Here is a 13,943-nt window from a genome sequence, read left to right as displayed (position 1 = left end):
CTCGCTCAACGAACGGAGGCGGTGGTCGTTGAGCGGAGCGCGCTCTCGCGAGAGGCCGCGTTTCGTCTCGCTTCGCTCGCTCAACGGCCGGAGGGCCCCGGTAGGCCGAAGCGGTCTGGCACGACGGCGCGTTTCGTCTCGCTTCGCTCGCTCAACGACCGGAGGCCCTGGTCGTTGAGCGGAGCGCGCTCTGGCGCGCGCAGACGAAACGGGGTCTGACACGGGGGGGCGTTTCGTCTCGCTTCGCTCGCTCAACGACCGGAGGCCCCGGTAGCGCCGAAGCGGTCCGGCACGGGGCGCGTTTCGTCTCGCTTCGCTCGCTCAACGACCGGGGGCGCTCGCTCAACGACCGGGGCGGTCCAGCACGTGGTCGGCGAGACCGTAGGCGACGGCGTCGGCGGCGGTGAAGACGCGGTCGCGGTCCGTGTCGGCGCGCAGCTTCGCAGCATCCTGTCCCGTGTGCCGCGCGAGGATCTCCTCGACTTCACCGCGCACGCGCACAAGCTCGTCGGCCTGCAGGATGAGGTCCGGAATGGCGCCCCTCCCCTGCCCCGCGGGCTGGTGCAGCACGACGCGCGCGTGCGGAAGCACCGACCGCTTGCCGGCGGCCCCGGCGGCCAGCATGACGGCGCCGACGCCGATGGCCTGCCCGACCACGGTGGTCGCGACATCCGGCCGCACGTGCTGCATCGTGTCGTACACCGCGAGCATGGCGGAGGGATCACCGCCCTCGCAGTTGATGTAGAGCTGGATGTCGCGCTCCGGGCTGTCGGCATCCAGGTGCAGCAGCTGCGCGATGAGCGCATTGGCGACTCCCGCATCGATGCCGGTGCCGAGGTAGACGACGCGCTCGGCGAGCAGGTGCGAGTAGACGTCCATGATGCGGTCGCCCCGCGGATGCTGCGCGATCACGTTGGGGATCGTGTACGAGCTCATGCCGCCACCTCCGCCGCTCCGACGCCGAGCCCAGCCGGCCGTCGACGTCGCGGGACCACCTGCGCGAAGTCGTCGACGATGCCGTCGATGAACCCGTAGTCCCGGGCCTGGGCGGCGGTGTACCAGCGGTCGTGCAACGAGTCCTCGAAGATGCGCTCGACGCTCTGCCCGGTGTCGTCCGCGATGAGCCCGAGCACGGTGTCGCGCATGTGCCGCAGATCGTCGGCCTGCACCTCGACCTCGACCGCCGACCCGCCGATGCCCGCCGACCCCTGGTGCATGAGGATGCGTGCGTGGGGCAGCGCTCGCCGCTTGCCCTTCGTACCCGCCGACAGCAGGAACTGCCCGGCGCTGCACGCGAGCCCGAGGGCGAGCGTCGCGACATCGTTGGGGATGAGGTTCATGACGTCGCGGATCGCGAGCATCGACGGCACCGAGCCGCCGGGCGAGTGGATCCACAGCGCGATGTCGGATGCCTCGTCCTCCGCGGCGAGCGCCAGCAGCTGCGTCGCGAGCAGCGTGCCGTTGTCGTCGTCGAGCGGCCCGTCCAGCACGAGCACACGCTGGTGGAACAGCTCGCGCCGTGCCTCCGCTCCGAACAGGGGGATCTTGCCTTCTTCTGCCATGCCCCCAGCCTGCGCGCCGGTGGCGGCCGCGGCATCCGTTTCCGCTCCCGGCGGCTCTGCCCACAGCGGACGACGCCGACGCCGGCACCCGTGGCGCGGTTGCGCCATGTCGCACTCTGGGCAGCCTCGCGCGGGGTCGGACCGGGCGCCGACGCATCAGACTCGGACCCATGCGTCCCCCACATCGCGCTCCAGTCCTCGCCGCTCTCGCCATCGCCACGTCCACGGCGTTCGTCGCCGGCCTCATCGCCCCCTCCGCCTCCGGCGCCGAGCCGCCCGCGTCGGCGGTGCCCGCGGGAACCGGCGGTCAGACCCGCGCGCTCACGCTGCTGACGGGCGATCGCGTCGAGGTCACGCAGGCCGGCGATGGCCGGTACGCGGCCACGGTGACGCCCGGACCCGGCCGCGAGCGCGTCACCTTCCAGACGCTCGAGGTGGACGGCGTGCTCAAGGTGCTGCCGAGCGACGCGATCCCGTTCCTCACGTCGGGAGTCGTCGACGAGCGTCTCTTCGAAGTGAGCACGCTCCTCGACGAGGGCTACGGCGAGCTGGACGCCCTGCCGCTCATCGTCTCGTGGTCGGAGGGGACCCGCGTGGCCGGGATGCAGATCGCCGGAGCGGAGCAGACCCGCGCGCTGCCGAGCATCGACGGGGCGGCGCTGGCCGCCGACGCCGAGGAGCTGGGCGCGGTCTGGGATGCCCTCACGCCGGGTGGTGCCGTCGCCGAGGCTCCGGGGGCCTCGGACGAGCTGCGCATGGCCGGCGGCATCCAGCGGGTATGGCTCGACGGCCGCGCTGCCGCGTCGCTGGATCAGAGCGTGCCGCAGATCGGCGCACCCGAGGCGTGGGATGCCGGCTACCGCGGCGCCGGCGTGACGGTCGCCGTGCTCGACACCGGCGTGGATGCCGAGCACCCCGACCTCGTCGGGCAGGTCGACGAGGCGGTCGACTTCACCGGCAGCGAGACGGGGACCGCCGACCGGGTGGGCCACGGCACCCACGTCGCCGCGACGATCGCCGGAACGGGCGCCGGCGCTGGCGGCACGCGCCCCGGTGTCGCCCCGGAGGCCGACCTCATCGTCGGGAAGGTGCTCGACGACACCGGTTCCGGATACGACTCGTGGATCATCGCCGGCATGGAATGGGCGGCCGAACGCGCCGCCGTGGTGAACATGAGCCTCGGCGGTGGCCCCACGGACGGCACCGACCCGCTGAGTCTCGCGCTGGACGCGCTCTCGGAGCAGACGGGCGCGCTGTTCGTCGTCGCGGCCGGGAACGACGGCACCGACGGCGCGGTGTCCACCCCCAGCACCGCCGACGCCGCACTCTCCGTCGCGGCGGTCGACCGCGATGGGGCGCTGGCGGAGTTCTCGAACCGCGGTCCCCGGACGGGAGACGGCGCCCTGAAGCCGGAGATCAGCGCGCCCGGCGTCGGCATCGTCGCCGCGCGCGCCGCCGGCACCGCGATGGGGTCGCCCGTGGACGCCCTGTACACCGCCGCGTCCGGCACCTCGATGGCCACGCCGCACGTCGCAGGAGCCGCCGCGCTGCTCGCCCAGCAGAATCCCGACTGGAGCGGCCGGCGACTGAAGGACGCCCTCATCAGCACCGCCGAACCGAATCCCGAGCTCGGAGTGTATGCACAGGGCGGTGGCCGTGTCGACGTGGCCCGTGCCGTGAACCAGACGGTGACCGCGTCCGGTATCGCCGACTTCGCCACCGTGGTCGACGGCGACGACGCGATCCGGGAGCGCACCGTGACGTTGTACAACGACGGCACGGACGCCGTGACCCTCGACCTGAAGATCGAGGCGAAGAACCTGGACGACGAGGCGGGCGACGCCGCAGCGTTCTCGGCACCCGACGAGGTGACGGTCCCGGCGCACGGCTCGGCGGATGTCATCGTGACCCTCGACCCGGCCGTGCTCGAGCGCGGCCGATGGAGCGGCGCACTCATCGCCACGAGCACCGATGGCACCCTGGTACACACGGCGATCGGCACGGTCAAGCGCGGTCCTCGGCACACGATGACCATCCGGGCGGTCGGGTTCGACGGCGGCGCGCCGTTCGTCCCGTCGCTCTCCGTCATCGGCGACCGTCCCGGCACGGAGTACCTCGGCTACCTCGAGAACGCCGAGGCGGGCACGCTCGAGGTCGAGGAGGGCACCTACGTCGTGCAGGGGATCATCGAGGACTTCGGCAACGCACAGTCGGAGCGAGTGGGCACGATCATCCTCCCCGACGTACGGGTGGACTCCGACGTCGAGGTGGTCCTCGACGCGCGCCGTACGGTGCCGATCACGATCACGACGCCCGAGGCATCCGAGCAGCAGTCGGTGATCAGTTGGTACACGCACCGGACGTTCCCCAACGGTCGCGACATCCAGCACGGCGTGATGTCGTTCTCGCGCACGATGCCCTGGGTCACTCCCACCGACCCGGTGAGGGAGGGCGAGTTCGAGTTCACCTCGCGCTGGCAGCTGGTCCGGCCCTCCGCCGTGGTGGATGTCGCGGGCAGTCGCCTGCGGCCGCAGGTCGCACTGCTGGGCAACTCGGCCGTGCTGGATCGACCTCTTCGGGCGGAACTGGTCGCCGCGAGAGCCGACCTCACGGGTGTCACGGGCAAGGTCGTCGTGGTCGACGCGCCGGACCAGGGCCTGGAAGAGGAGCAGGTGCAGGCGGCGGCCGATGCGGGAGCGGCGGCGGTCATCCTGGTGCGGCCCACGACGAACAGCATCTACACGGTCTTCGAACCGGGCCAGCCGACCACTCCCATCCCGGCGATCGTGATCACGGCTGAGGACGGCGCGGCGCTGATCCGTGAGGCGCAGCGTCCCGGCCGGCAGCAGGTCGTGGTCGAGGCGAGCCGCAAGAGCCCCTACCTGTACGACGTGATCCAGGTGTCTCCCGGCCAGATCCCTGACGTCGTCGAGCACGCGGTGACCGAGAAGAACAGCCACCGCGTGACCACGACCTATGTCGAGAGCGGCGGTCTGCCCTACGCCCGTGAGCAGCGCTTCGGGTGGCGTCCGTGGATGACGTACGCGTGGAACGATGCGCAGCGCACGGTGGTCACGGGCGAAGAGCGGGTGGAGTGGGTCTCGGCCGGCGACTCGCTGTGGCAGCATCGCGTGCTGCACACCTGGGAGAACTGGATGGGCCGGGTGACGGGCGGCTTGGCCGGCCCGGTGCGCAGCTACGACCCGGGACGGTCGACCGAGCGCTGGTTCGACCCGGTGGTGCGAGCAGGATCGGTCGCCTCGGCGCCCTCCACCCGGACCGGCGACCGGCTGAACCTGCGCGTCGCCGAGCTCGTCGACGCCGCCGGTCACGCCGCGGCGGGTGAGGTGAACTCCAGTGCGCGGCTGTACCGCGACGGGGAGCTCATCGCCACCCTCGCCGACGCGAGGCGCTCGGTCGACGTCCCGGGAGGGCGCGCCGAATACCGCCTGGAGCTGGACGTCTCGCGCGACGACCCGGAGTGGCAGCGCGGCATCCGCTCCTCGACCGCCTGGACCTTCCCGTCCCAGCGGCCGGCGGGTGAGGAGGCCGACGAGCTGCCACTGCTTCAGGTGGCCTACGACGTCCCGACCGATGACGAGGGCTACGCGACGCGACGCGCGCACCGGGTCGGCCTGCACGTCACCGATCAGCACGGCAACGTGCGCGCGGGCGCGACGCTGGCCGCCGAGGTCTCGTTCGACGACGGCGTGACGTGGCAGCCTCTGCCGGTCAAGAAGGACAAGAAGGACAAGAAGGGCTTCTCGGCGGAGATGCCCGCCGGCACCGCACCTGTCACGCTGCGGGCGACGGCCACGGACGGCTCGGCGTCGGTGACGCAGGAGGTGGTGCGCGCCTACGCGCGCCGGTGATCGCTCAGAGCCACCCGCGCCGCGCCGCCTGATAGGCGAGCGCGGTGCGGGTGTCGACGCCGGCGACAGCCATCAGCCGGTCCAGGCGCCGCTGCACGGTGCGACGGCTGACACCCAGCTGGCTCGCGATCGACTTGTCGGGGATGCCCGCCACGACGAGCGAGAGCAGGAGACGCTCGGCATCGCCGATGCCCTCGGCGCCCGCGACGTCGCCGCCCAGCGCCCCCGAGACGGCAAGGGGGCTGGCGCGCAGCCAATGCCCCTCGAAGAGGTCGAGCAGAGCGTCGAGCAGCTGACCACGGCCGATGACCGCCGCGCTCGGCTCGCCCAGGTGCCGTTCCCGGTCGTGGGTGAGCGGGCAGATCGCAGTGCTGCGGTCCACGATCGCCAGCCGGATGGGCAGCGCAGGTGCCACACGCGCCTCCTCACCCCACGAGATCCCCTCGCGCACGCTGTCGAGTTCGCCCGGGCCCTCCAGCAGCGCTCGCTCGTAGATGGCCCGGTAGCGCACACCCCGGGCCAGGGCATCCTGCTCCTCGGTGTTGTCCGATCCCTGCATCGCCAGCGGGTTGGCTCGGCAGAACCACAGGATCTCTTCGCGTGCGCCCTGCTGCAGGTCGCGCAGCCGCTCGCGCAGGGCAGCCAACCCGACGACCACCTCCACGGCATGGTCGGCGTCGCGGCGGCGGGCGACGGCCCGGAACTCCTCGCTCAGAGCCGCCACGAGCTGACGGTCGCCCTCGAGCGACTCCTGCCGTCGCAGCAGCGCGGTGCCCAGGGCGACATCGGGAGGCTGCGGACGAAACACCGGCTCACTCCCCTGCCGGACGACGAGCCCTTTCGCCTCCAGCCGCAGCATGACGTCGTCGGCAAGCTCCGGGGACAGTCCGGCGACGTCTGCGAGCTGGTCCACGCGCGCCGCCGTCAGACCGACGAGCAGCCGGTACGCCTTCTCCTCGACCGGTTCCAGCAGCGATTCGGGCATCGGCACCTCCAGGTCTTCTCGCGGCTCGGGCGGTCAGGACGTCGCGACCTCGGTTCGCCGCGCGCGGCGCGACGGCGCCTCGACGGCAGCACCCAGCGCGTCGATCAGCGCCGGGCGCACGGCGTCCGGGCTGAAAGCGGCAGCGGCGCGCCGGGCCCGCGACGACAGTTCAGCACGCCGGGCGTCGTCCTGCAGCAGGCCGATCACCGCGTCGGCCAGCCCCGCGACGTCGCCCGGCGGCACCAGAATGCCGGCGTCGCCGACGGCTTCGCGCGGACCGTAGCGGGCGTCGAACGACACCACGGGCAGTCCACGGGCGAGCGCCTCCGCGATCGACAGTCCCTGCCCCTCGAACGCGGTCGAGGTGAGGAAGAGCGCGGCGCGGTCCAAGATCGCGTCGCGCTCACCGGTCGGGCCGTGAAGGGTGACGGATGCCGCGACCCCGAGCTCCTCGACCAGCCCCTGCAGTTCACCGCGCAGCGGTCCGTCGCCGTACACGTCGAGCCGGGCGTCCGGCACCGCCTCGATCACACGCGCCCAGGCGCGCAGTGCGAGGTCGACCCGCTTCTGCGGTGCGAGACGACCGAGCATCACCACACGGCGAGGATCCCGGGATGCCGCTTCCGGCGGCTCCGCTCCGAGCTCGATGGTGTTGGGCACCACGTGGAAGGTTCCGGGATCGCCGAAGCGGGCAGCCACCTCATCCCGCTGTGCGGCGGTCGGCCACAGCACCGCGTCGTACCGGTCGATCGTCGCCAGCCAGCGTCGCCACATGCCGGCGACCGCGGCATCCGGGTTGTCGTACGGTTCGGGCAGATGCGAGTTGTGCACGGTGTGCACGAGGCGCACGCGCGGATCTTCCCAGTCCACGAGGGCCTCGCCGATCTGGCGCGATTCGATGATCACGACCAGTATCCGGTCGGGGTCGCCGGCTGCCGCCCTGCGCTCATCCGCGAGGTGGGTGAGCCAGGCGGTGTACAGGCCGCGGAACCCACGCAGCGCACGGTCTCCGCCGGGCGCGTGCACGATGACCGGCGCGTCGGAGAGGTGCCATTCCGGATCGTCGCGGAACACCGGAAGCGACAGGACCCGCCGGCCGGGGGCATCCGTCACGATCCTCTGTTCGCCCGCCGCCGCCGAAGCCTCGGTGTCGCCCGCCGGCTCGCCGGCCGCGAAGAGCCACGATGGATCGGCGACGATGTCGTCGAACAGGTTGCGTGCCTGTTCGACGCGCTCGAGCAGCCCCGCGTCCACGAATGCGCGGCGCTGCGCCTCGTGCACGTCGACCGCCGCCCCGTCGACGCTCAGCTGCAGCGGGTCGGGTGCGCCGGCCGATGCCAGCAGGCGCAGTCGCGTGGGCACGGCCACGGCGAAGCCGCCGTCCAGTCCCAGCGCGACCCGGCTGCCCAGCAGCAGGTAATCGGCGTCGGGCAGGAGATGCCCCGGACCGACGTCCGAGGCACCTCCGTTCACTCCCACTCGATGGTCCCCGGGGGCTTGGACGTGACGTCGAGCACGACCCTGTTCACTTCGCGCACCTCGTTGGTGATGCGGTTCGAGATGCGGGAGAGCACGTCGTAGGGCAGGCGCGTCCAGTCCGCGGTCATGGCGTCTTCGGACGACACCGGGCGCAGCACGATCGGGTGACCGTAGGTGCGGCCGTCGCCCTGCACGCCCACCGACCTGACGTCGGCCAGCAGCACGACCGGGCACTGCCAGATCTCGCCGTCGAGCCCCGCCTTGGTCAGCTCCTCCCGCGCGATCGCGTCGGCGTCGCGCAGAATCTCGAGGCGGTCAGCGGTGACCTCACCCACGATCCGGATGCCGAGGCCGGGGCCCGGAAACGGCTGGCGCGAGACGATCGCCTCCGGAAGGCCCAGCTCCCGTCCGATGGCGCGCACCTCGTCCTTGAACAGGGTGCGCAGCGGCTCGACCAGCTCGAACTGCAGGTCTTCGGGCAGTCCCCCGACGTTGTGGTGCGACTTGATGTTCGCGGTGCCCGTGCCGCCGCCGGATTCGACCACGTCGGGGTAGAGCGTGCCCTGCACGAGGAACCGGATGGGCTCGCCCTCGGCCGCCGCCTCGGCGACGAGGTCGGCCTGCACCTTCTCGAACGCGCGGATGAACTCGCGCCCGATGATCTTGCGCTTCTGCTCGGGGTCGCTCACGCCGGCGAGCGCGTTCAGGAACTGCTCACGGGCATCGACGGTCACCAGGCGCACGCCGGTGGACGCGACGTAGTCCTGCTCGACCTGCTCGCGCTCCCCCTTGCGCAGGAGTCCGTGGTCGACGAACACCGCGACGAGCTGATCGCCGACGGCCTCGTGCACGAGAGCGGTCGACACCGCGGAGTCGACACCGCCGGACAGCGCCGACAGGACGCGACCCGACCCCACCTGCGCGCGGATCTTCTCGACCTGCTCGGCGATCACGTTGCCGCTGTTCCAGTCGGCAGGAAGGCCCGCGGCCCTGTGCAGGAAGTTCTCGATGACCTTCTGCCCGTAGTCGGTGTGCTTGACCTCGGGATGCCACTGCACGCCGTACAGGCGACGCTCGTCGCTCGCGAACGCGGCGACGGGCGTCGCGGCCGTAGAGGCGAGCACGTCGAATCCCTCGGGCGCGCGGGAGACCTGGTCGCCGTGGCTCATCCAGACGTTCTGCGCGGCCGGCTGCTCCGCCAGCAGCACGCCGCCGTCGTTGGCCACCACGGCATCCGTCGCCCCGTATTCACGAAGACCCGTGTTCGCGACCTCGCCGCCGAGCGCCTGCGCCATCACCTGGAATCCGTAGCAGATGCCGAGCGTCGGCACGCCGAGGTCGAAGACGCCGGTGTCCAGTGCGGGCGCGCCCTCTTCGTAGACCGATGACGGACCGCCCGAGAGGATGATGCCGACCGGGTTGCGGGCGGCGATGTCGGCCGCGCTGGCGGTGTGCGGGACGATCTCGCTGTAGACCCCGGCCTCACGCACCCGGCGCGCGATGAGCTGCGCATACTGCGCGCCGAAGTCGACGACGAGGACCGGGCGCTGCACGGTGTCGGGGGTCTCGGGGTGTGCTGTCAACGCTTGTTCTCCGTCGGGATCGCCTGAGTGAGAGAGGAGTGCTCGGCGCGCGAATGCAGCTCCTCTGCTTCGCGCTTCGAGAGGTAGGACTTCACGTCGCGCGCCACGCGGGCCTCCATGAAGAACGACAGGAGCGGGACGATGCCGCCCGCGGCCAGCATCGCCAGACGCCCGAGGTTCCAGCGCATGAGGCTCCACACGCGGAAGCACGAGATCAGGTACACGACGTAGAACCAGCCGTGGGCGACGAGGATGCCGAGCGACAGGTTGAATCCGTCGCCGGTGGACTCCAGCCCCGAGGCCGTCTCGACGACCGGCGCGAACCAGAGGAACCCGCCGGAGCCGCCGAGGAAGAGCTCGTAGCCGAGCACGTACTTGACGATCATCTCGGCCACCAGCAGCAGCAGCATCGTGCCCGTGATGATCGAGCAGACCTGGTAGAACTTCAGGGCTCCGCGGATCGCCGGAAAGGAAGCGAGCTTCGGGGCGCGGGGCATGCGTCCAGTCTACCCGCGCGGCTCCGGGCCGCCGTCGGCCGCGTCAGCGTCCACGGAGGCGGCATCGTCGTCTTCGAAGTCCTCGAGCTCCTTCTCCCAGGCATCCTTGGCCAGTCGGTACCAGAGGTAGAAGGCGAACCCGGCGAAGACGGCCCATTCGACGGCGTAGAAGATGTTGAGCCAGTTGACGCCGGATCCCTCGACGGGCGCGGGAGAGGAGATGTCGGCGAGGGGCGGCGGCGCCTTCTCGGAGGCGAGATACGGCCGGTAGACGTCGATGCCTTGCACGTCGTGCCACTGGCCGAGGAGCGCCGCCGGCGACATGCGCGTCAGGGTCTGCGGATCCGCGCCGCGCGGCGGGGGCACCGGTCCTTCGTCGGAGATCAGGCGACCGGTGACCGTGACGGGTTCGTCGACGTCGGGCCGGGCGGCATCCCGCTCGAGTGCGTCGACCGCCTGCTGCGCCTCTTCGAGGGTGGCGGCCCAGCCGATCGCGACCGCGAGGGAGGTCGGGTCGCTCATCCCCGCCAGCCGCAGCTGGCCGGTGACCCAGTAGCCCTCGACGCCGTCGTTGAACCGCGACTGGACGATGAGGAAGTCGCCCGGCACCCAGGTGCCGCTCGCCTCGACGCGCTGCCCGACGAGCGGCTCCGGCAGGTACTCACCCGGCCCGACCACGTCCGCGAGCGGCTGCACTTCCTCGGTGGCGCCCGGGGGGACCGGGTTGGTCTGGACCGCGCGGCCCAGCTGCCACTGACCGAGCCAGGCGAACACGCCGGCGACGACGAGGCACAGCAGGAGCATCCCGATCCAGCGGGGCCGCAGCATCACCTCGCGCAGGGTCGGCGGGAAGGCCTCCGGTGCGAGGTCCGCCGCACCGTCCGGGGCGGGGTCGGTCATGGCATCCGTCATCCCGCGGCGTACGGGGCGACGACGACCTCGACGCGCTGGAACTCCTTGAGGTCGGAGTAGCCGGTCGTGGCCATCGACTTGCGCAGCGCGCCGATGAGGTTCGCGGTGCCGTCCGCGACCGGAGCCGGTCCGTAGAGGACCTCCTCCAGCGACGCCACCTGGTCGACCTTCACGCGGCGACCCCGCGGCAGCTTGGCGTGGTGCGCCTCGGGACCCCAGTGGAAGCCCCGGCCCGGGGCATCCGTCGCCCGCGCGAGCGCGACACCGAGCATGACGGCATCCGCCCCCATCGCGATCGCCTTGACGATGTCGCCCGACGTGCCCACCCCGCCGTCGGCGATGACGTGCACGTAGCGTCCGCCGGACTCGTCGAGGTAGTCGCGCCGCGCGCCGGCGACGTCGGCGACGGCCGTTGCCATCGGGGCATGCAGGCCGAGAGTCGCGCGAGTGGTGGACGCCGCTCCCCCGCCGAAGCCCACCAGCACGCCGGCGGCGCCGGTGCGCATGAGGTGGAGGGCGGCGGTGTAGGTCGAAGCGCCGCCGACGATGACGGGCACGTCGAGGTCGTAGATGAACTTCTTGAGGTTGAGCGGCTGGTCGACGCTCGAGACGTGCTCGGCCGACACGGTGGTGCCGCGGATGACGAACAGATCGACGCCCGCCGCGACCACCGTCTCGTACAGCTCCTGGGTGCGCTGGGGCGTGAGCGCGCCGGCGACCGTGACACCGGCCGCACGGATCTCGGCGAGACGGTCGCGCACGAGCTCCGGCTTGATGGGCTCGGCGTAGACCTCCTGCATCCGTCGGGTCGCGGCGGCCTTCTCGAGACCGGCGATCTCGGCGAGGATCGGCTCGGGGTCCTCGTACCGGGTCCACAGGCCCTCGAGGTCGAGCACGCCCAGGCCGCCGAGCTGGCCGAGCATGATCGCGGTGCGTGGGCTCACGACGGAGTCCATCGGGGCGCCCAGCACCGGGATGTCGAAGCTGAACGCGTCGATCGTCCACGTGGTCGAGACGTCCTCGGGGTTGCGGGTGCGCCGTGAGGGCACGACCGCGATGTCGTCGAACGTATAGGCACGGCGCGCGCGCTTGGCCCGGCCGAGTTCGATGTCCATGCTCACGGAACCCAGCCTACCCGGCGGGGTTCCGCGGCCCCGGTGTTCCGTCTCCCCGCCCGCCCGAGCATGCCCCTCCGCGCGGGTGGGGCGAGGTCGGCGGGATGCCGGGATGCCGGGATGCCGGGATGCCGGGATGCCGGGGGCATGCTCCTGCGCTCAGCGCGCGCGGGCGACGCGGGCCTCGTCCCAAACCGGCTCACCGGACTCGAAGACGCGGCCGTCCGACCCGAACACCAGGAACCGGTCGAACGACTTGGCCAGCCAGCGGTCGTGGGTCACGGCCAGCACCGTGCCCTCGAACCGCTCGAGCGCATCCTGCAGTGCCTCTGCGGAGACGAGGTCGAGGTTGTCGGTGGGCTCGTCCAGCAGCAGGAGCGTCGCCCCCGACAGCTCCAGCAGCAGGATCTGGAACCGGGCCTGCTGACCGCCGGAAAGGCTGTCGAAGGTCTGCTCGGCCTGGGCGACGAGCCCGTAGCGGTCCAGGGCGCTGCTGGCGGCATCCCGCGGCAGCCCGGTGCGGGCGTCCTCGCCGCGATGGAGGATGTCCAGCAGCGTCCTCCCGTCGAACTCGGGGTGCCGATGCGTCTGTGCGAACCACCCCGGAACGACACGAGCCCCGAGGATCGCCCGCCCGGTGTGCGGCACGGGATCAAGCGCAGCGCCCGTCGTGGTGACGTGCCCGAGCCGCGCGTCGGGGTCGGTGCCGCCGCGCGAGAGCAGCCGCAGGAAGTGGGACTTGCCCGAACCGTTGGACCCCAGCACCGCCACACGGTCGCCGAACCAGACCTCCAGGTCGAAGGGCTTCATGAGTCCGGTGAGCTCCAGCTGCTCCGCCACGACCGCGCGCCGGCCGGTGCGTGCACCGCGCAGCCGCACGTCGAGGTCCTGCTCACGCGGCCGCTCCTGCGGTGGGCCGGCCTCCTCGAACTTGCGCAGCCGCGTCTGGGCCGCCCGGTACCGCGAGGTGAACGTGTCGTTCGCGGTGGCCTTGACCTTGAGAGTCGCCACGAGCTCCTTGAGCTTGGCGTGCTGCTCGTCCCAGCGGCGGCGCAGTTCGTCCAGCCGCGCCATCCGATCCTCGCGGGCACGGTGATAGGTGCCGAACCCACCGCCGTGCACCCACGCGGTGCTGCCCGCACCGCCGGCCTCGAGGGTCACGATGCGATCGGCGGCCCGTGCCAGCAGTTCCCGATCATGCGAGACCAGCAGCACCGTCTTCGGCGTCTCGCGCAGCCGCTCCTCGAGCCACCGCTTGCCAGGCACGTCGAGGTAGTTGTCGGGCTCGTCGAGGAGCAGCACCTGGTCTGGTCCCCGCAGCAGGGCCTCGAGCGCGAGCCGCTTCTGCTCGCCGCCCGATAGCGTCGTGAGCTCTCGGAAGCGCGCACGGGAGAACGGGATGCCGAGGGCCGCGGTCGTGCAGGTGTCCCACACGGTCTCGTACTCGTAGCCGCCCGCCTCGGCGTAGTCGGCGAGCGCGCCCGCGTACCGCATCTGGGTGTCGAGGTCGTCGTGGTCGATGATCGCCGCTTCGCTGTCTTCCAGTTCGCGGGCCGCACGCCGGACCCGGTCGGGCGCGACCGAGATCAGCAGGTCGTGGACGGTCTGCCCCGACTGACCGTGTCCGACGAACTGGTCCATGACGCCGAGCCCGCCGTCGATGGAGACGACTCCGGCCAGCGGCGGGACCTCGCCGCGGATGATCCGCAGGAGCGTCGTCTTCCCCGCGCCGTTCTGCCCTATGAGCGCCGTCGTGGACCCTTCGCCCACACGAAAGGAGACCTCGTCCAGCAGCGGCCGGCCGTCCGGCAGCGCATACGAGACGGCGGCGATGTCGATGTACCCCACGACTTTCCCTGTCTGCTCCGCGCGGCGGGCGCCGATGGGGAGCCGACCAGCCTATCGGGTCGCGCGCTCGGAGCGGGTGCGTTTCGTCTC

The 13,943-nt window shown here is 71.8% G+C and carries 10 protein-coding genes; 1 reads left to right on the top strand and 9 read right to left on the bottom strand.

Annotated elements, in window-relative coordinates:
- Positions 1–342 precede the first annotated feature (342 nt).
- The gene (locus C9992_RS16020) at positions 343–936 is read right to left on the bottom strand and encodes a ClpP family protease (RefSeq protein WP_106816647.1); all 594 of its coding nucleotides are present in this window, start codon (positions 934–936) and stop codon (positions 343–345) included.
- On the bottom strand, positions 933–1,562 hold the full coding sequence (locus tag C9992_RS16015) for a ClpP family protease (RefSeq protein ID WP_106816646.1): 630 nt from the start codon (positions 1,560–1,562) through the stop codon (positions 933–935). The genes C9992_RS16020 and C9992_RS16015 overlap by 4 nt, the downstream gene beginning before the upstream one ends.
- A 170-nt stretch (positions 1,563–1,732) precedes the next feature.
- On the opposite strand from C9992_RS16015, the gene C9992_RS16010 reads away from it, so the two are divergent.
- A complete protein-coding gene (locus C9992_RS16010) occupies positions 1,733–5,434 on the top strand; it encodes a S8 family peptidase (RefSeq protein ID WP_106816645.1) in 3,702 nt (1,233 codons plus the stop codon).
- A 4-nt stretch (positions 5,435–5,438) separates the two neighbouring features.
- On the opposite strand, the gene C9992_RS16005 is transcribed toward C9992_RS16010, so the two are convergent.
- From C9992_RS16005 to C9992_RS15975, 7 genes are all read right to left on the bottom strand, one after another.
- Entirely contained in the window at positions 5,439–6,419 is a 981-nt protein-coding gene (locus C9992_RS16005; RefSeq protein WP_106816747.1) for a helix-turn-helix domain-containing protein, read from the bottom strand.
- Positions 6,420–6,452: 33 nt separating this feature from the next.
- Positions 6,453–7,892 (bottom strand): glycosyltransferase, encoded by a 1,440-nt coding sequence (locus C9992_RS16000; RefSeq protein ID WP_106816644.1) that lies wholly within the window; start codon positions 7,890–7,892, stop codon positions 6,453–6,455.
- Complete coding sequence (gene guaA, locus C9992_RS15995; RefSeq protein ID WP_106816643.1) at positions 7,889–9,481, bottom strand: glutamine-hydrolyzing GMP synthase; 1,593 nt, start codon at positions 9,479–9,481, stop codon at positions 7,889–7,891. The genes C9992_RS16000 and guaA overlap by 4 nt, the downstream gene beginning before the upstream one ends.
- Positions 9,478–9,978: a DUF3817 domain-containing protein gene (locus tag C9992_RS15990; protein ID WP_106816642.1), complete on the bottom strand. Its 501-nt coding sequence runs from the start codon at positions 9,976–9,978 to the stop codon at positions 9,478–9,480. The genes guaA and C9992_RS15990 overlap by 4 nt, the downstream gene beginning before the upstream one ends.
- A gap of 9 nt (positions 9,979–9,987) precedes the next feature.
- Entirely contained in the window at positions 9,988–10,806 is an 819-nt protein-coding gene (locus C9992_RS15985) for an SURF1 family protein (protein ID WP_106816746.1), read from the bottom strand.
- Positions 10,807–10,886: 80 nt separating this feature from the next.
- Entirely contained in the window at positions 10,887–12,005 is a 1,119-nt protein-coding gene (locus tag C9992_RS15980) for a GuaB3 family IMP dehydrogenase-related protein (protein WP_106816641.1), read from the bottom strand.
- 159 nt (positions 12,006–12,164) lie between these two features.
- On the bottom strand, positions 12,165–13,853 hold the full coding sequence (locus C9992_RS15975; RefSeq protein WP_106816640.1) for an ABC-F family ATP-binding cassette domain-containing protein: 1,689 nt from the start codon (positions 13,851–13,853) through the stop codon (positions 12,165–12,167).
- Positions 13,854–13,943 lie beyond the last annotated feature (90 nt).

Source organism: Microbacterium timonense, assembly GCF_900292075.1.
Taxonomy (GTDB): Bacteria; Actinomycetota; Actinomycetes; order Actinomycetales; family Microbacteriaceae; genus Microbacterium; species Microbacterium timonense.
Note: the sequence above shows the minus strand (reverse complement) of the source record. Positions and strands in the feature narration are given on the sequence as shown.

Excerpts from the sequence above, each read along its gene's own strand:
- C9992_RS15985 (WP_106816746.1), bottom strand. The coding sequence starts at position 10,806 with ATGCTGCGGCCCCGCTGGATCGGGATGCTCCTGCTGTGCCTCGTCGTC.
- C9992_RS16015 (WP_106816646.1), bottom strand. The coding sequence starts at position 1,562 with ATGGCAGAAGAAGGCAAGATCCCCCTGTTCGGAGCGGAGGCACGGCGC.
- C9992_RS16020 (WP_106816647.1), bottom strand. The coding sequence starts at position 936 with ATGAGCTCGTACACGATCCCCAACGTGATCGCGCAGCATCCGCGGGGC.
- C9992_RS16005 (WP_106816747.1), bottom strand. The coding sequence starts at position 6,419 with ATGCCCGAATCGCTGCTGGAACCGGTCGAGGAGAAGGCGTACCGGCTG.
- C9992_RS15980 (WP_106816641.1), bottom strand. The coding sequence starts at position 12,005 with ATGGACATCGAACTCGGCCGGGCCAAGCGCGCGCGCCGTGCCTATACG.
- C9992_RS16010 (WP_106816645.1), top strand. The coding sequence starts at position 1,733 with ATGCGTCCCCCACATCGCGCTCCAGTCCTCGCCGCTCTCGCCATCGCC.
- C9992_RS15990 (WP_106816642.1), bottom strand. The coding sequence starts at position 9,978 with ATGCCCCGCGCCCCGAAGCTCGCTTCCTTTCCGGCGATCCGCGGAGCC.